19 protein-coding genes are annotated in these 17,230 nt (G+C 56.7%); 7 read left to right on the top strand and 12 right to left on the bottom strand.

Going from position 1 to position 17,230, the window contains the following annotated elements:
* Positions 1-102 precede the first annotated feature (102 nt).
* The 3 genes from E4T21_RS10265 to E4T21_RS10255 form a co-directional block, all read right to left on the bottom strand.
* Positions 103-1,035, bottom strand: a complete 933-nt coding sequence (locus tag E4T21_RS10265) for a LysM peptidoglycan-binding domain-containing protein (protein ID WP_149284903.1) — start codon at positions 1,033-1,035, stop codon at positions 103-105.
* Positions 978-1,853, bottom strand: coding sequence for an acyltransferase (locus tag E4T21_RS10260; RefSeq protein ID WP_149284902.1), 876 nt, complete (start codon positions 1,851-1,853; stop codon positions 978-980). Before E4T21_RS10260 ends, E4T21_RS10265 begins: the two co-directional genes overlap by 58 nt.
* A gap of 145 nt (positions 1,854-1,998) precedes the next feature.
* The gene (locus tag E4T21_RS10255) at positions 1,999-2,898 is read right to left on the bottom strand and encodes a LysR family transcriptional regulator (RefSeq protein WP_149284901.1); all 900 of its coding nucleotides are present in this window, start codon (positions 2,896-2,898) and stop codon (positions 1,999-2,001) included.
* A gap of 237 nt (positions 2,899-3,135) precedes the next feature.
* Between E4T21_RS10255 and E4T21_RS10250 the strand changes: the two genes are divergently transcribed.
* Together E4T21_RS10250 and E4T21_RS10245 are read left to right on the top strand one after the other, a co-directional pair.
* Complete coding sequence (locus E4T21_RS10250) at positions 3,136-3,837, top strand: CoA transferase subunit A (RefSeq protein WP_149284900.1); 702 nt, start codon at positions 3,136-3,138, stop codon at positions 3,835-3,837.
* 57 nt (positions 3,838-3,894) lie between these two features.
* A complete protein-coding gene (locus tag E4T21_RS10245) occupies positions 3,895-4,551 on the top strand; it encodes a CoA transferase subunit B (RefSeq protein ID WP_149284899.1) in 657 nt (218 codons plus the stop codon).
* A gap of 287 nt (positions 4,552-4,838) precedes the next feature.
* Here E4T21_RS10245 and E4T21_RS10240 read toward each other — a convergent pair whose 3' ends face one another.
* The 3 genes from E4T21_RS10240 to E4T21_RS10230 form a co-directional block, all read right to left on the bottom strand.
* Positions 4,839-5,600, bottom strand: a complete 762-nt coding sequence (locus E4T21_RS10240) for a VOC family protein (protein ID WP_149284898.1) — start codon at positions 5,598-5,600, stop codon at positions 4,839-4,841.
* Between the two features lie 252 nt (positions 5,601-5,852).
* Positions 5,853-6,122: a GrxA family glutaredoxin gene (locus E4T21_RS10235; protein WP_149284897.1), complete on the bottom strand. Its 270-nt coding sequence runs from the start codon at positions 6,120-6,122 to the stop codon at positions 5,853-5,855.
* Between the two features lie 134 nt (positions 6,123-6,256).
* Positions 6,257-7,081, bottom strand: coding sequence for an inositol monophosphatase family protein (locus tag E4T21_RS10230; protein WP_149284896.1), 825 nt, complete (start codon positions 7,079-7,081; stop codon positions 6,257-6,259).
* A gap of 191 nt (positions 7,082-7,272) precedes the next feature.
* Here E4T21_RS10230 and E4T21_RS10225 point away from each other — a divergent pair, with 191 nt between their 5' ends.
* The gene (locus tag E4T21_RS10225; protein WP_149284895.1) at positions 7,273-8,037 is read left to right on the top strand and encodes a 3-hydroxybutyrate dehydrogenase; all 765 of its coding nucleotides are present in this window, start codon (positions 7,273-7,275) and stop codon (positions 8,035-8,037) included.
* Between the two features lie 74 nt (positions 8,038-8,111).
* Here the strand turns inward: E4T21_RS10225 and E4T21_RS10220 are convergent, their stop codons facing one another.
* The 5 genes from E4T21_RS10220 to E4T21_RS10200 form a co-directional block, all read right to left on the bottom strand.
* On the bottom strand, positions 8,112-8,651 hold the full coding sequence (locus E4T21_RS10220) for a response regulator transcription factor (RefSeq protein ID WP_149284894.1): 540 nt from the start codon (positions 8,649-8,651) through the stop codon (positions 8,112-8,114).
* A gap of 41 nt (positions 8,652-8,692) precedes the next feature.
* Positions 8,693-9,952: an ATP-binding protein gene (locus E4T21_RS10215; RefSeq protein WP_149284893.1), complete on the bottom strand. Its 1,260-nt coding sequence runs from the start codon at positions 9,950-9,952 to the stop codon at positions 8,693-8,695.
* A gap of 206 nt (positions 9,953-10,158) precedes the next feature.
* Positions 10,159-11,706 (bottom strand): alkaline phosphatase D family protein, encoded by a 1,548-nt coding sequence (locus tag E4T21_RS10210; RefSeq protein ID WP_149284892.1) that lies wholly within the window; start codon positions 11,704-11,706, stop codon positions 10,159-10,161.
* Positions 11,707-11,908: 202 nt separating this feature from the next.
* The gene (locus E4T21_RS10205; RefSeq protein ID WP_187775146.1) at positions 11,909-12,055 is read right to left on the bottom strand and encodes a hypothetical protein; all 147 of its coding nucleotides are present in this window, start codon (positions 12,053-12,055) and stop codon (positions 11,909-11,911) included.
* Positions 12,056-12,460: a hypothetical protein gene (locus E4T21_RS10200; protein WP_149284891.1), complete on the bottom strand. Its 405-nt coding sequence runs from the start codon at positions 12,458-12,460 to the stop codon at positions 12,056-12,058.
* 257 nt (positions 12,461-12,717) lie between these two features.
* Between E4T21_RS10200 and E4T21_RS10195 the strand changes: the two genes are divergently transcribed.
* On the top strand, positions 12,718-14,307 hold the full coding sequence (locus E4T21_RS10195) for a peptide chain release factor 3 (RefSeq protein WP_149284890.1): 1,590 nt from the start codon (positions 12,718-12,720) through the stop codon (positions 14,305-14,307).
* A gap of 141 nt (positions 14,308-14,448) precedes the next feature.
* Entirely contained in the window at positions 14,449-15,225 is a 777-nt protein-coding gene (locus tag E4T21_RS10190; protein ID WP_149284889.1) for a TatD family hydrolase, read from the top strand.
* Here the strand turns inward: E4T21_RS10190 and ygfZ are convergent.
* A complete protein-coding gene (ygfZ, locus tag E4T21_RS10185) occupies positions 15,222-16,298 on the bottom strand; it encodes a CAF17-like 4Fe-4S cluster assembly/insertion protein YgfZ (protein ID WP_149284888.1) in 1,077 nt (358 codons plus the stop codon). The genes E4T21_RS10190 and ygfZ overlap by 4 nt on opposite strands.
* Before the next feature lie 264 nt (positions 16,299-16,562).
* Here ygfZ and E4T21_RS10180 point away from each other — a divergent pair, with 264 nt between their 5' ends.
* Together E4T21_RS10180 and E4T21_RS10175 are read left to right on the top strand one after the other, a co-directional pair.
* Positions 16,563-16,760: a hypothetical protein gene (locus E4T21_RS10180; protein ID WP_149284887.1), complete on the top strand. Its 198-nt coding sequence runs from the start codon at positions 16,563-16,565 to the stop codon at positions 16,758-16,760.
* 43 nt (positions 16,761-16,803) lie between these two features.
* Entirely contained in the window at positions 16,804-17,214 is a 411-nt protein-coding gene (locus E4T21_RS10175; protein ID WP_149284886.1) for an OsmC family protein, read from the top strand.
* The last annotated feature ends 16 nt before the right edge of the window (positions 17,215-17,230 follow it).

Below are 17,230 nucleotides of genomic sequence, written 5' to 3'. Positions count from 1 at the left end.
CAGTTCGGGGACATGATGATGAAAAGGCTGTGACGCGATGACGCGTTACAGCCTTTTCAGTACGAGGAAAGTCAATTTATGACGATGAAAGTGAATTTTTGATCATTTCAGCACAGATGTGGGGTTGATCGGCTTGCCGCCGTGGCGGATGTCGAACAACAGGTCGTAACGTCCACTGCTGCTGTGCTTTCCAACGACACATAACGGAGTGCCGGGTTGGACATTCTGGCCATTCTTGACCAGGAGCCGATCGCATAAGGCGTAGACACTCTGCAGGTTGTCTGAATGGTGGACGATGACCACGTTACCCAACTGGCGCATGCTGTCGGCAAAGCGTACCTGGCCAGCTGCTGCGGCCTTGGCCTGGGCTCCGGCATCGGTCGCCAGCAGCATGGGCTGCAAGGTGCCATGACTGTCGGGGCCATAGCGGCGGACAATACGATATTCATCCAGTGGCCAGGACCAGTTGCGGGCACTGGATGGCACACTGCCAGGATCCGGCAGGCGCGCGGAAGCTGATGATGTGGACGCGGCGGCCGAAGCGCGACTTGCTGTGCTGGCGGCTTTGCCCGACAGCGGCACTTGCACCAGTTGGCCAACGCGCAGGTTGGTAGCTGAAACGCCGGGGTTGGCGGCCTGAATGCGTTGTGCTGTGCTGCCAAATCGACGAGCAATGGCGCTGAAAGTATCGCCGCTGCGGATCTGGTAGCGATAAGGCCCGCCAGAAGGTGCTCGCTCCTGTTGGCTGGGAACCAGCAAGCGCTGGCCCACGGCCATGCGCTGTGAATCGACACCGGGGTTGAAGCGTTGCAGGCGAGCCAGTGGGACCCCGGCACGGGAGGCGATGGTGCCCAGGGTATCACCACGCTGTACGGTGACCCATTGACCGGCAATGCTGCTGCTGGTACTGCTGATAGCGGAGGAAGGGCTTCCGCCATCTGTTGACTGGCCAGCACAGCCGGCCAGCACGAGTGCAATTACCAGCGGTGCGAGTCTAGAGAGGCATCCTTTTCCTGCCACAGGGCGTTGAGCCATGAGTGGAATCGTTCCTTGTAGGTCGAGTCGTCATGATAGCGGCCATCGAGCATCCAGTCTTCGACTTCCAGCAAGCGCGCATCAAGACGAATGGCCTTTTCACGCCCGCACAGGAAGTCCCAGAAATTGGGTTCGGGGGACTGGTAATCGATGGTCACGTCAATGATACCGCTGAGACGGCTACCAAGCAGCCCCAATACCTGAGCACAACCACCTGCCTTGGGACGTAGCAGGTGCTGGAAAGGGCTCTGGCGGGCGACTTTCTTGGCTTCGGTGAAGCGGGTACCTTCGACAAAATTGATGATGGCAATGGGCACATCCCGGGCACGTTCGCACATGCGCTCGGTTGCCTTGCGGTCCCGTTGCGCAAGCGTAGGAGCCTTGGCCAGCTGTTCCCGCGTATAGCGGCGCATGAAGGGAAACTCCAGCGCCCACCAGGCGAGGCCAACGATGGGGACCCAGATCAGTTGCTGTTTAATGAAGAAACGTGGCATGGGAATCCGGCGGTGCATCGCCATCATCAGAATGAAGATATCGGTCCAGCTCTTGTGATTGGAGATCACCAGCCACCAGTCATCAGGGGATAACCCTTCAGGCACCTGAAGACGTACATCCGGTTTCACCCAGTGTTTCATCCACCATAGATTGAAGCCGATCCAGTTCAAGGCGATGGCATTCAAGCCAGTGAGAACCTTGCGCTGCAAGGGGCGTCCGGGAACGACGAGCTTGACCAGCGTCAGAATGACCAATGGCACGGCCCAGAACAAGGTATTGAGCATCAGAAGCAGGATGCTGATCAGCCCCTTGATGGTAGACATGCCGGGTTCCTCAATGAAATGCACATGATAAGCAGGAAAGTTTCACTAGTTGAGCGTTCTTGTTACAAGACGGGCAATACTCGGGGTGGGCAATGCTAATGTATCTTGCGTTGTCTGCCCAGTCTGTCGGGGGCCTCCATATTATTCACCCCGAAGCCGACGGCGGGGCAAAAGTGGCTGTCAATACGGCGACCATGGCCTGGGCCGCGATGGAGAGTTCCTGACGATTCCAGGTAATGACACCGACAGCGCGTTCGATTGCCGGAGCTGTGAGTGGACGGCAAACAGCGCCTATTTCCTGCATCTGGTTGATACACAAAGAAGGTACGGCACTGACGCCCAGGCCGCTGGCAACCATGCGCCCGACACTGGCCAACTGGTGAGTTTCAAAGGCAACGCGGAGGGCTCCCTGGCGAGGGCCAAGTTGCTGCTCCAACAGGCGACGTACCATCGATGGCCGCTGGAGAGCGATAAAATCCCAGCCCATCAAGGTGTCCCAATCGAGACTGTCGTGCTGAACCAAGGGGGAATCAGGGGGCACTACGGCGACAAAACGGTCATGGAACAGAGGGGAGAAGTCGAGGTTGTCCGTTGCTTCGGGTTCGAAGGCAATGCCCAGTTCAACCCTCCGCTGTCGCACCATATCAATGACCTGCTCGTTGATAACGTCATGCACGGTGATGTTGATTCGTGGATATTGACGACGAAAGGCCATGAGTGCAGAAGGTAACAGGTTGCCGGCAAAGGATGGCATGGCAGCCAGGGATAGGCGTCCAAGCTGCAGGGTAAAGCGCTGGCGGAGCATTTCCTCTGCATTATCCCAGTCAGCTAGCAGGCGCTTGGCCAGGGGAACCAGGGAGTCGCCTTCGGGGGTCAGCTTGACGCGTCGAGTCGTGCGAATCAGTAGGCGACCGCCTAGGCTTTCTTCCAGGCCCTTGATCGCCAGGCTGAGTGCTGGTTGGGAAAGATGCAATTCACTGCATGCTTGCGTAAAGCTAAGCGTACGGGCTACTGCCAGGAAGGCTCGGAGTTGCTTTACCGTCATGAAATGCGACCAAGGTCAAATTTATAGAAAAATACGAATAATCGATAAGAAAAACAAACTTCACAAATATATCAAGGCAGGCAACACTGGACCTATTCCGCAGGAGCCATGAACGAAAGGGCTGGTCTTTGTTAGATAAAGCTAGCGCGTGAACGATTCATACTAGATAGCACACGACCCATACTAGATAGAACGTTGGAACACGAACGTCACCCTACTATACATGAGAGGCGCCACATGGCCGGATTCGACAAACGCGTATATTCCTACGAAGAAGCGATGGATGGCATTGAAAGTGGCATGACGGTACTTGCCGGAGGTTTTGGCCTGTGTGGCATCCCGGAGAACCTGATTGCTGAAATCAAGCGTCGCCAGGTCAATGACCTGACGGTTGTCTCTAATAACTGCGGTGTTGACGGTTTTGGCTTGGGCATCCTGCTGGAGGATCGCCAGATCAGTCGCATCATTGCCTCCTATGTTGGTGAGAACGCACTGTTCGAACGCCAGATGCTTGACGGCGAGATTGACGTTCAGTTGACCCCCCAGGGAACGCTGGCGGAGAAGATGCGTGCTGGAGGGGCTGGCATTCCGGCGTTCTACACGGCGACCGGGTACGGCACTCCTATCGGTGAAGGCAAGGAAGTGCGTGAGTTCGATGGCCGTCACTACATCCTTGAAGAAGCGATCAAGGGTGACTTTGCGATCGTGAAGGGTTGGAAGGCGGATCACTTCGGCAATGTGATCTATCGCAAGACTGCGCAGAACTTTAATCCGCTGGCGGCGACGGCCGGTCGTATCACCGTGGTGGAGGTCGAAGAGATTGTCGAGCCAGGTGAGCTTGATCCGGCTCAGATTCATACCCCCGGCATCTATGTTGACCGTATCATCCAGGGGACCTTCGAGAAGCGTATCGAGAAGCGCACTGTGCGCGAGAGCTGAAACGTCGACCCCATGAATCAGCGAATGTCTCCAACGGATAATCAATGAGGTAACAAGATGGCTCTCACTCGTGAACAAATGGCCCAGCGTGTGGCGCGTGAGCTCGAAGACGGTTTCTATGTGAACTTGGGGATCGGCATCCCGACCCTGGTTGCCAACTATATACCCGAAGGCATGGATGTCATGCTGCAATCGGAGAATGGCCTGCTTGGCATGGGGCAGTTTCCTGCAGAGGATGAAGTCGACCCTGACATGATCAATGCGGGCAAGCAGACAGTCACTGCTCGTGCTGGCGCGGCGATCTTTTCGTCCGCAGAGTCCTTTGCCATGATTCGCGGCGGCCATGTCGATCTGACCGTGCTGGGTGCCTTTGAAGTGGATGTTGAGGGTAATATCGCCTCCTGGATGATCCCTGGGAAGCTGATCAAGGGCATGGGCGGTGCCATGGATCTGGTAGCAGGTGCCGATAACATCATTGTCACCATGACTCATGCTTCCAAGGATGGCGAGTCCAAGCTTCTGGAGCAGTGTTCCTTGCCTCTGACAGGTGCTGGCTGTATCAAGCGTGTACTGACTGACCTGGCATATCTTGAGATCGACAACGGCGCCTTCATTCTGAAGGAACGGGCCCCGGGTGTCAGTGTCGAGGAAATCAAGGAAAAGACGGCCGGAAAGTTGATTGTTCCCGATGACGTCCCGGAAATGGCTTTCTGAGAATCCCTTCGCGCAATCCAGGCAGTCGTCATGCTCTTCTGACGGAGTGTGTCCATGCCATCATCTGTCACCAGAACGGCCCGTATTTACGGGCCGTTCTGCTGACTGCAGGGGGTAATGCATCAGGGGTGGTCAAACACCCTCGGGCCTGTCGATTTTATGACCATCTTGAGACGAAGCCAGTGACGATGCCTGTCGCGGTCTATTTCAATAGCATGATGCACAGCCTTATCCACAGAAACTGTGGATGAATGGTGACAGAGGGAAAATAAAAGGAGGGAGGAGAGCTAGAAGATTTCGCACAGTGCATGAGGCGGCAATAGAATCTCGGCACTGCGTTCCTGCCCTGCACCGAGCTGCTTCTGGATCAGCGCCAGCCCACCCAGAGGGACCCGGTGTTCATCCCCAGCAGCAAAAGGCAAGAGCTGTGAGCAGGTAGGATAGAAACGTTGATCGATCAGAGCAGAGACTGGAAAGACGCTGTCGACTTGGCTGGTGGCGGTCAGGCCATGTTCCTGCAGCAGTATGTCGAGCTCATTGAGTGAGCGGCTCAAGCGCTGGCAATCGAAACCCGCGTGGTGGACTCGTGGCCCGATGATGGATAGCCAGGCCGCAAGAGGATGGGCTCTGGCCAGCAACTGATAGGTATTCCAGTCAGGCATGGGCCAGGGGCGCATGGCGCCAGGTTGATAGGTGATGGTATCCGAACCATCCTGCTGGACCAGGTTCAGCAAAGCCTCTCGCGCCTGGCGAGGAAGGCTGGTGGCCTGCAACTCAACCAGAATCAGCCAAGGGCCATCGCCGTGTGGAGCAAGCAATGCCGCCAGCAAGCCGCAGTCGGCCATGGCATAGCGGTGTCTGTCCTGATATCCCCTTTCTGTAAACAGAGGCAGCATGCTGGCCATGCTCCAGGGGGATTGGCTGAGAGTGACAAGCGTGAAGTATTCCACCGGTGAGTTGGTTGGCCAGAGACGCAGGGCTCCAATGTCGGGGTGCAGGTGGACATAGTCCAACCATAACTGCTGGGCGACCTGATGTTCTTCACTCATTACCCGTTATCCTTAGGTAGCATCCTGGCATCGCTTCTCGCTTTGTATGCGCTTTTGTCCTGATTTTCTCTATTCCTGGCTTTGTACTGCCTTCTTGTCGGGAGAAAGCAAGTGGTCGGGGATAGATGGAGGAAGTATAGGCGCCCTGGTCAAGGTGCATTCAACGGCATACCGACGCTGGCTTGATGCGCATAATAGAAAACGGCCGCCCCAAAGGGCGGCCGTTTGCATGGTGCGACAAGGAACGTTCGATCAGGCGGTAGCGGTGGTCAGCTCGTTGTCACGCACATACTGGTCGAATTCGGTGAAGCCACCGATATGCTGCTGGCCGACGAAAATTTGCGGCACAGTGGTCACCGGTTTGCCGATGGTCTTTTCCATATCGGCCTTGGTAATACCTTCAGCATGGATATCCACGTAGCGGTAGCCTTCGATGCTGCCGGCCGCTTGCAGGTTTTCGGCAAGATCCTTGGCGCGGACGCAGAAAGGGCAACCGGGACGGCCGAAGATAACAACAAACATTAAGGGCTCCTTGCATGCCAGGATGCATAGATAAAAGAATGCATGAAAAGGGAAGAATTCAGAATCAGAGCATTTTGACCGATTCCTGGGGCCAAGGCCAATAGTTCGTCTTGGCATGCTCTGATGGGTACTGACTATCGATCATCATTGAGTTCACCGGCATCGGCCCGGCGCAGCAGCTCACGCAGGTCATCGTAGATGTGGGGGCTACTGACCAGCAGATTCTCGCCATAGAGTTCTTCAGGGATGCCTTCAGGGCAGCGATACAGGTGGCCTGTGCGAGCCCCTGCTTCATGGGCGATCAGTCGTCCTGCTGCAAAGTCCCAGGGAGAAACACTTTCGTAATAGGCATCCATACGACCGCAGGCGACATCACACAGGTCAAGGGCTGCCGAGCCGTTGCGACGGACATCGCGGCAATGGCTGAGTACTGCCGTCAGGCGGCGCATCAATGGAATGCGGCTGTCCCGGCGATAGGGAAAGCCGGTGGCAATCAGGCTGGCATCCAGCTCTCTTGCCGAACTGGCGGCAAGTGCGTTGCCGTTGAGATAGGCTCCCTTGCCACGGATGGCGGTAAAGGTTTCTTCGAGAAAGGGGGCATGAACCACACCCAGTTGAATGACGCCATCTCGCGCGTAGGCAATGGAGACCGCGACATGGCGTAGTCCGTGGGCGAAGTTCACGGTGCCATCGATGGGGTCAACGACCCACAGGGCGCCTTCCTGCTCAAGAGCGTCACGGTCAGGCGACAGCTCCTCGCTGAGTCGCTTTTCGCCAGGAAAGGCCTCCTCAAGACGCTGACTGATCATGGTATCCACTGCCACGTCAGTGGTGGTCACCAGTTCCTGGCCATTTTTCAGGCTTTTTTCGAGAGCATTCGATTCGCGTGCTTCCAGAATCATGCGGCCTGCGCTTTGGGCGATATCGAGTGCAACGTCGAGGTATTGCTCAGGGGACATGGAAACTCCAGCAAAAAGGATGGTGATAAAAAGATGCTAGCATCCTGTGGGTTTTGATGCTGTGCCGCAATAAAAAGATCATCCTTTCGGCCTCTGGTGCCGCGGCGCAGCATTGCCTATGCTGGGGCTTCATGCCGTCATTCGCGGCAGTCATCCATAGCCAAGGATCACCCATTGCCAAGGAGATAAGCATGTCAGCCACCACTCCCAGAGTTGCCATCGTCACGGGTACCAGCAGTGGTATCGGAGCCGCCGTTGTGGCACATCTACGTGAACAGGGCCATCAAGTGCTGGCCGTGGATTTCAATCCGGACGGCCAGGTGGTGGCAGAGGCGGTTGGGGCTGTGTTCCATCGTGCAGACCTGACCAATGCCGATGCCTGTCGTGCTGCTGTCGAGGATGCCATGAGCCGTTTCGGTCGTGTCGATATCCTGGTCAACAATGCAGGCATTCAGCATGTTGCGCCGATCGAGGAGTTCCCGGAGGACAAATGGCGTCAGATCATTGACCTGATGCTGACGGCGCCATTTTTGCTGACTCAGGCGGTATGGCCCTCCATGCGTGAAAACGGCTGGGGCCGTATCATCAATATTGCTTCCGTGCATGCTCAGGTCGCGTCTCCGGGCAAGGCGGCTTATGTCAGTGCCAAGCATGGCATGATCGGCCTGACCAAGACGGCGGCGCTGGAAGGAGGTCCTCAGGGCATCACGGCCAATGCCATTTGCCCGGCCTATGTCAAGACGCCGCTGGTGGACAACCAGATAGCGGACCAGGCCAAGCTGCATGGCATGCCCGAGCAGCAGGTCATTGAGCAGATCATGCTCAAGAATGCGGCAGTGAAGCGTTTGATCGATCCCGCTGAAGTTGCCGGGATGGTTGGCTATCTGGCGTCGGATGCCGCCGGTGCCGTGACGGGAGCCAGCTGGAATATCGATCTGGGCTGGACTGCTCAGTAATGATAGTGACGATCTACATGCTGGCAAACTCGGGTGCTCCCGATGTCTGCCAGCATGTCTCTAAGCCTTCCTGATTAACGGCGAACGGGACGCTTTTGCAGTTTGCGCTGCAGAGTACGTCGATGCATGCCCAGGGCCCGTGCGGTGGCTGAAATATTGCCATCATGTTCCTGCAGGACTTTCTGGATGTGTTCCCATGTCAAGCGGTTTATGGAGGGAGGATTGTCGGCAACCTCCGTTTCCGGGTTGGCTTCAGTATTGCTGAGGGCAGCAAGGACTTCGTCGGCATCCACCGGCTTGCACAGATAGTTGACGGCACCGAGCTTGATGGCCTCCACGGCGGTGGCAATACTCGAGTAGCCCGTCAGCACGACAATGCGGCAATCCGGCACCACTTCGAGCAATTCCGGCAGCAGTTTCAGCCCTGACTCGTTTTCCAGCTTGAGATCCAGGGTGGCAATGGTGGGTTGATGGCGACGAGCGGCTTCAAGGGCCTGGGTGCCATCGTGAGCCACTTCTACTTCATGGCCACGGCGCTGCATGGCACGTTCCAGCACATGGCAGAACATATCATCATCATCGATGATCAAAAGCCGTTGAGCTGATTCTTGCATGATGTCCTCTCTGTCTTTCCAAGGGAGCCGGTATGAGGCTCTCAGCCACAGCGGGGCAAGGTGACTTCAGTGAGCGTGCCCCCATCGGGGTGGTTGTACAGGCTGACGCCACCACCAAAGCGATTGATGGTGGCATGGGTCAGGAACAAACCAATACCAAGCCCTTTGCTCTTGGTTGAAACGAAGGTTTCGCCGAGCTGGTCAGCGATGGCCATGGGAATGCCTGGGCCATGGTCGCGAATATCGATGATGACCAGGTCCGTGGTCCAGTCCAGACGAATTTCGATGTGATCGGGCTTGGCGTCAGCCGCATTGTTGAGCAGGTTGGTCAATGCCTGGTTGAGCGTCGCATCGACCACGAGCTTGGGTTGTCCGCGTCGTTTGGTTGCCTCGAAGCGATGGGTCACATCTGGACGTAATACCAGCCAACGGCTGATCACTGCCTTGAGCCACGCCTCTGCATCATGAACTTCGGGTTCCGCCATGCGCCGCCGATCGGCACTATCGACGAGATGGCGCAAACGTTCCTTGCAAGTGTCGACCTGCTGGCGCAGGAGCTGGATGTCCTCGAGCAAGGGATCATCGGGTTCGAGTTCCTGCTTCATCTCTGCCAGCACGACTGCCATGGTCGATAACGGTGTGCCCAGCTCATGGGCGGTGCCTGCCGCCTGTGTGGCAACTGCCAGTACCTGCTCATTGCGAAGGGCGGCTTCCCGTGTACGTGACAGTGCCTGGTCCCTGCTGCGCAAGGCATGCGCCATCTTGTAGATGAAGAAGGTGACCAGGCCGGCGGAAAGAAAGAAGTTCAGCCACATGCCAAGCACATGGAGATTGATGTTGGAGGCGTAGTGGGAACCAAGTTGGGGCACTGGATGGTAGATCTCCATCAAGGCGCTGTAGGACGCCATGGCGGTCAGGGCAAGGATCCAGGCATGCAGCCAAGGCAGGGTGGCGGCGGCAATGGTGACAGGGACGAGGTAGTAGGTAATGAAGGGGTTGGTGGCGCCCCCGGTAAAGTAGAACAGCAGCGTCAGCCCGATCACATCCAGCAGCAGGTGGAGAAGGTATTCATGATGACTGACGTCCCGGGGGCGGCTCAGGCGCCACCAGGAGACAATGTTGATGATCCCCATCGCCACGATGACGGCGATGACGGCCGGCAGGTCGAGATTGAAGTCAAGCAGCTCGATACCGACGATGATGGCGATCAGGAATCCCGTCCAGGTAATGCCTCGGACAAAGGTCAGGCGTACTAGGTTGCGGTTGGGTGTGGAAAGCGGAAGCGGCAGGGCGGGTTGCATGATCTCTCCTCGGCAGTGGGGGCATCATAACGCATGGCCGTTCACACCGCCGCTGGATTGCTGTGTCAAAAGAGGCATATCGGAGAGGCATATTGTCGCTCATGTCAGCAGTTATCAGAACACCCCCGACCCTTGGCAGTCGTCTGACTACCGAAGGTCGGGGGTGCTTGCGTAGCGCTTGAGCCGAGAAATGTGCCGTACGTGAATCAGGCGTGGTCAGCCTTGAGCACCTGGGTGTGCAGGGTATTGCCCGCGACATCCTTGAGGGTGACGGTCAACTCGCGGCTTTCACTGTCGAGGTCGACCTGGCCAAAGAACTGGTAGCCCTCGCTGGGGGCAAGGTTGGCCTGTCCATTCTCCGGGGCTTTCGAGAACACCACTTCAGGGCCAAAGGTGCCATCCAGTTCATTGGGGCCAAAAGTCCCTGCGTGGAGAGGACCTGTGACGAACTCCCAGAAGGGGGTGAAGTCCTTGAAACTGGCCCGTTCCGGGGAGTAATGATGGGCAGCTGTGTAGTGTACGTCTGCTGTCAACCAGACGAGGTTGCTGATCCCCTTGTCATGCACTGCCTTGAGCAATCGGGCGATTTCATGTTCGCGGCCAGCTGGAGCACCATCATCGGCGTTGGCCACCGCCTCGAAGTTGTCGCCGTCGCTCACGACCAGGCCGAGGGGCATGTCAGAGGCAATGATCTTCCAGGTGGCCTGGGATTTTTCCAGAGCGCTGATCAGTTCGTCGATCTGTTGCTTGCCAAGCAGTGCGGCGTTGGGGTCATCAGCATTCTGCATGTTGGCTGTGTTATGGCCTCGATATGTGCGCATGTCGAGCATGAATACATCAAGGTCCGGACCATAGCTGAAATTTCGATGAATACGACCGGGGGATTCGGGCCATTGGCGAATGGGCATGTATTCAAGGAAAGCCTGGCGGCCACGAGCGGCGAGCAGAGAGACGTTCTTCTCGGTGTAGCGATCGTCGGCAAGGATTTCTTCCGGATACCAGTTGTTGGTGACTTCGTGGTCATCCCATTGGGCGAACATGGGCACTTCGGCATTGAAGCGGCGCAGGTTTTCGTCCATCAGGTTATAGGCATGATTGCCACGGTATTCATCAAGGGTTTCGGCAACCTTGCTCTTGGCTTCGGTGATGATGTTGTGCCAGGTTTCGCCATTGGGCAGGGTGACGTTTTCTTCGAGGGGACCATCGGAGTAGATCGAATCTCCTGAGTGAATGAAGAAGTCCGGTGACTGTTGGCGCATGGTCTCGAAGATCTTCATGCCACCCCGGGAAGTGTCGATGCCCCAGCCTTGACCAACGACGTCTCCGGACCAGACAAAGCGCACGTTGCGTTTGCTGGTCCCAGGAAGACGTAGACGTCCTACGCTGGGCTCACTGACGGCCTTGTGATCGCCGAGAGCGACGAAGCGTACGCGATAATGAAGCTCATCACCGCTGAGGCCCGTGATATCGAGCTTGGCGGTAAGATCGCTGCCGGGGAGTGCATTGGGTCCTCGGAGCAGGCGAGCATTGCGGAATTCCGGGTTATCGGCAACTTCGATCATCATTCGGGATGGGCGGTCTGCCCGGGACCAGATCATGGCCCGGTCGGTCCATAAGTCCCCGCTCATCACTCCGGAAGTGATCATGGGGCGACGGCTTTCAGCCATGATGATGCCTGGGGCAGCAGTGATCAGGCCTATACCGGCGCTGGCCTTGAGGCCCAGGCCGAGAAACTCGCGGCGGGTGGTGCGCATGAAGGTTTCCTTATGCAGGTCACAATCCAGGACGCACTAGTCTTTCCGCTAAAGATGACAGCGTGATCATCATTCGATGACGGAACGATGTCAGATGGACTTTCCGGGAACAAGCTAACCCCCGCACAATGGCGGGGGTAAATATATGGGGTGGAACGGGAGAGGAAAGCATGGCAAGGAAACTGCTGCAAAGAAAGCGTTGTCAGGAATCCTGGACCAGTCCCTTCTCTTTCGCATACTTGACGAGTTCCTGCACATCACGCTCATAGCCCCTGGTCAGGCACACAGCAGCCACGCCCAGGCCGATAGTGATGATGCTCAGTGTTGCGAGAACGATGTAGACCGTCATTTACTTGCCCCTCCATGTCAGTAGGGCTTTCAGGTAGGATGCCCCAAATGCCAGCGAAAATCCAATCACGACTCCCCATAGAGGGTTGGCGCTCGTTGCGACGACAAGAGCATTACCGTCCTTGTCAGCAAAGAACAGGGCAACAGTGGACAACGCGCCTATCGTAGTGCCTGTTCGGTCGGCCATATCCAGCCAGTTGGCAAAGACGGCAGCCCACTTGGCACGTCGCTCAGCTGCCATGTGTTCGGCGATTTCCTCCAGCTCCTGTTGAGTGAAGGCTCGAGACCGACTTGTATCGTTACCGTGTAGCAATCCGGAGCGCTCACCGGCTCCCTTGGCCATCTGAGACAGTTCCCTCTTGAGGGCATCCAGATCGTGATGGTGCTCGTCCTTGTTGTTGGTCATGCAATATCCGAAGTCAGAAGCAGGCCTGTGGAAATGAGGTGATCATGAGGCCCGGTCGGGCTGAATGATATGCTCTTGGTGCGGCCTGGTGTAGCGCAGGAAGCGAAGAGGCTCTATTTCTCATGGGCGCGGGGCATGGCACCGTACGAACCTTGCCGGTACAATCTGCGCAACTATCATCCCCTCTTGCCCAGGTATCTCGAGCTTCACCTGCGAAGTTTACCTGCAGGGCAAGTACAAAGTAGAGCCAGGTTTCCATGACAGACGCCAAGCAAGCCCAACAGTCGGGGCTTCGCAGAACCTTTGCCATCATTTCGCACCCCGATGCCGGTAAGACCACCATTACCGAGAAGATGCTGCTATTCGGAAATGCCATCAAGCTGGCCGGTTCCGTGAAGAGCAAGCGTGATGACCGTCATGCCACGTCGGACTGGATGAAGATGGAGCAGGAGCGGGGAATCTCCGTGACCACCTCGGTGATGCAGTTTCCCTATAGCGGGCGCATCGTCAACCTGCTGGATACTCCTGGACACGAAGATTTCTCCGAGGACACCTATCGCACCCTGACCGCGGTGGACTCAGCGCTGATGGTGATCGATGGTGCCAAGGGCGTCGAGGATCGAACCATCAAGCTGATGGAAGTCTGTCGCCTGCGCACCACGCCGATTCTGACGTTCGTCAACAAAATGGACCGTGACATCCGCGATCCCATCGAGGTGATGGACGAGGTCGAAACGGTGCTCAATATCCAGTGTGCACCGATGACATGGCCGATTGGCATGGGGCGTCACTTCAAGGGCGTCTACCATCTCTACAATGATGTCATTCATCTCTATACCCAAGGGCAAGGCCACCGAATTCCCGACGACCTGCGCATCGAAGGGCTGGATAACCCCCAAGTGGACGAAATACTAGGGGAAGAGGCGGCTGAAGAGTTGCGCATGGAGGTCGAGCTGGTACGTGGTGCTTCCCACGAGTTTGATCTCGAGGCTTTCCGCCGAGGTGAACTGACACCGGTGTACTTCGGTACGGCCATGGGCAACTTCGGTGTGCGTGAGATGCTTGACGGCTTCGTCGAATATGCTCCGGCACCGCAACCTCGCGAGACAGACACCCGCAAAGTCGAAGCCGAGGATGGGCGCTTCACGGGGTTCGTGTTCAAGATCCAGGCCAATATGGATCCGAATCACCGTGACCGCATTGCCTTCCTGCGCGTATGTTCCGGCAAGTACGAAAAGAACATGAAAATGCGCCACGTGCGTATCGGCAAGGACGTCAAGATCGCTGATGCACTGACGTTCATGGCGGCTGATCGCTCTCACGTGGAAGAAGCCTGGCCGGGCGACATCATCGGTCTGCATAACCACGGCACCATCCAGATCGGCGATACGTTCACCCAGGGTGAAGACATGCGCTTCACCGGTATTCCGCACTTTGCACCTGAACTGTTCAAGCGTGTGCGCCTGAAGGACCCACTGAAGATGAAGGCGTTGCAGAAGGGCCTTCAACAGCTGTCGGAGGAAGGTGCCACTCAGGTGTTCATGCCGCTGGATAACAATGACTTGATCCTTGGGGCTGTAGGTACGCTGCAGTTCGATGTGGTCGCGCACCGGCTCAAGGAAGAGTACAAGGTCGATTGCATCTACGAAGGTGTCAATGTCAACACTGCGCGCTGGATCTACTGTGATGATGCCAAGATGCTGGATGAGTTCAAGCGCAAGGCCAGTACCAACCTGGCTATCGATGGTGGTGGCTACCTGACTTACATTGCCCCGACCCGGGTCAACCTGCAGATGACTCAGGAACGTTGGCCAGACGTGCGTTTCCGCGAAACTCGCGAGCATTGAACCAGGTGCTGGGCGTAAGCTGGGCATCATAGGCTTGGCCTGTTGCACAGGTGAGGGGTTGAGCTGTGAAGCGGGGCACTCCTGTTATCGGGATACGCCCCGTCTCTTCACTGGCTCGCCTGTGCAGAGTGGAGGGTACCAATGCTCGAATTGATAGATGCCCATTGCCATCTGGATTTTCCGATCTTTGACCAGGACCGGTCTGAGGTGCTGCAGAGGGCGCGGCAGGCTGGAGTGGGGCATTGCGTTATCGCGGCGACAACACGCTCTCGCTGGGACGGGCTGCTGGCGCTGGGAAACGCGCAGGGCCTGAGTGTCTGCCTTGGTCTTCATCCGGTCTTCCTGGAAGAGCATTGCCTTGAAGGTGGCGACAATGATCTGCTGGCGCTGGCTCGTTACCTGGATTGCCATGCCGCTATCGTTGCCTTGGGAGAGTGCGGTATTGACGCGCGTTTTCCAGAGACCCTGGAAAGCCAATGGCAATTGTTCGTTGCCCAGCTGAAGTTGGCTCGGGAGCGAGACCTTCCTGTAGTGATCCACTGTGTTCGGGCCAATGATGACGTTGCCAAGCAACTGAAAGATCTGGCCATGCCTCGCGGGGGCTTGATTCATGCCTTTACCGGCTCATATGAACAGGCAAAGCGCTTTATCGATCTGGGGTTTCGTGTGGGCTTGGGTGGCGCTGTCACCTATTCGCGGGCAGCGCGGTTGAGGCGCGCGGTGGCCCGCCTGCCTGATGACGGCTTTGTGCTGGAAAGCGATAGCCCGGACATGCCCTTGTGTGGCTACCAGGGCCAGCGTAACGAACCTGCACGGGTGGCGGAGGTGTGCCGGGTTGTCGCTGAACTGCGTGGGCAGGGCCAGGAGAGCGTGGCCAAAACAAGTTCGGCCACGGCGCGTCACTTATTTGGTATTTAAACCTGTTTCGTCTTTGAATCCGCTTGTGTCGTTGTATCAGCAGAATCGGCCAGGTCCTCTGGGTCCAGCCGTTCCAGCGCATAGGGCAATTTCAGCAGTTGCACTCGGTGGCCATTCAGGCTGAGAGGCTCTTCCGTGGCCTGTGTCGACAGGACCGCCAATCCTTCAGGCTGGCCATAGGCATCCACCTGGCTGGCAATGATCTCCCCGACGCGTTTGCCGCTTTCATTGACTACCTCGCTACCATTGTCGGGGCATTCATCACCTTCTATCTGCACACGGAACAGGCGTTTCTTCACCTGTCCGCGGAAATGCGCCCGAGCGACCACCTCTTGCCCGGTATAGCAGCCCTTCTTGAAACTGATTCCCGCCAAGGCTTCCCAGTTGAGCATCTGTGGCAGATACGCATCTTGCTGATCAGCATTGATGAAGTGCAGGCCTGCCTGAATATCGGCCAGTTTCCATATCGCATTGCCTACCGCTACACATTGGCTAAGCAGGCGCTGGAAGAACTCACCTGCCATCTGAGTAGGGAGCGTGATCAGGTAGCGAGTTTGTGGACCGGGATAAGTCAGCACACTGGTATCGCCACAGGTTGCCTGGTGCCATAACTTGGGCGGTGTCAGGTCGCAATCGACTTCCGTCAGGGCGGTAGCTTCGCGGCCAATCAGGCCGATCAGTGCAATATTCTCCTGAGGTTCCAGGCTGACCTTATAGAAAGCTGCGAATTTGCTCAGTTGCAGAGTCAGCGGTTCGACAAGGCTGCTATGCAAAATCAAGCGGTAGTGTTCCGGTGCGACACGCATTAGTTGAGCGTTGGCCATCACTCGGCCTTTGGGACTGCAAAAGGCGGTCAGGGGTGCGAAATGACCATCGACGAGACTCAGTTGAGCACTGGTCTGCCCTTGCAGGAAACGTTCGGCATCGGCACCGATGACATCCACGGCACCCAGATGCACCAGAGGTATGGCGACAGTGTTCTCGAGTACTTGACGTGCCGGGTCCGCAGTATCGAACTCCACATCATGGGGAGCGCGGAGCCGTCCGCCATTGGCGCTGATCCAATCCGTCATTGACCTTTCCTATATCTGGTTGCCTGCCAGCCTGGCGTGTATCGCCCTGGAGGATGATTCTATTCTGAATGTTATCCCACAGGGCTGAAAGGTGTTTTGCTAGGCGGTTGCTGTGAGGAATGTGAAGTCGCAAGCGGGCTTTTTCAAGTATGGGACAAGTCTCGACGTGATGGGCTGCTGCTCTGTGGTTGTCGGGTCATGCTAAGCTGTGCGATTCCTGGCTGTTTGTTTGCTGGAGAAGTTCTGGATGCAAGGAGTATATCGATGTCTCACCAATCACTGACATTTGAAGGTGTTGAAAGCACTGATCAGATCAACCGGATCACCACGGCTCTGATGATGCTGGATGGCGTCGATAGTGTCGAAGTAGGTCGATACGGCGCTGAAGTGGAAGGGAGGGCGCGTCGTGAGGCGTTGATCAAGGCTGTTGAACAGCTCAAGCTCAAGATCAAGGTGAGCTAGAAAGCCGCTGTGTGCATGTTGCCACGACCGAGAGGGCATCAGGATGACGATCAGTATTCGCAGTCTGCGTGATGGCAAGTTGCGCCATAGTGCTAAAATCCACAGTTTCGATGAACTGTTGGTGGATGTGCCCGAGGCCTTTGGCGGTGGTGGCAGCGCACCGGACCCACACGATTATTTCGACGTGTCTCTGGGGGCCTGCAAGGCGATCACTGCCCGTATGTATGCCCAGCGCAAGGGCTGGGCGCTGGATGCTGTCAGTGTGGTGGTAACGCGTGATGAACGCGATGAACGTAAAGGGGTCTACCGACTGGATGTGGCCATGACATTTCATGGGGTCGATGATCCAGAGAGGTTGGCGAGACTTGAAGAGATCAGCGACAAATGCCCGATTCATCGCTTGATGACGACTTCCCGTGTGGAGATCACCACTCGCACAGTGGTCGACGCCTGACACTCGTATTGCCAAG

It is taken from the genome of Halomonas binhaiensis, from assembly GCF_008329985.2.
Classification (GTDB): Bacteria; Pseudomonadota; Gammaproteobacteria; order Pseudomonadales; family Halomonadaceae; genus Halomonas; species Halomonas binhaiensis.
The sequence above is the reverse complement of the archived record's forward strand: the minus strand, read 5'-3'. Positions and strand labels throughout refer to the sequence as shown.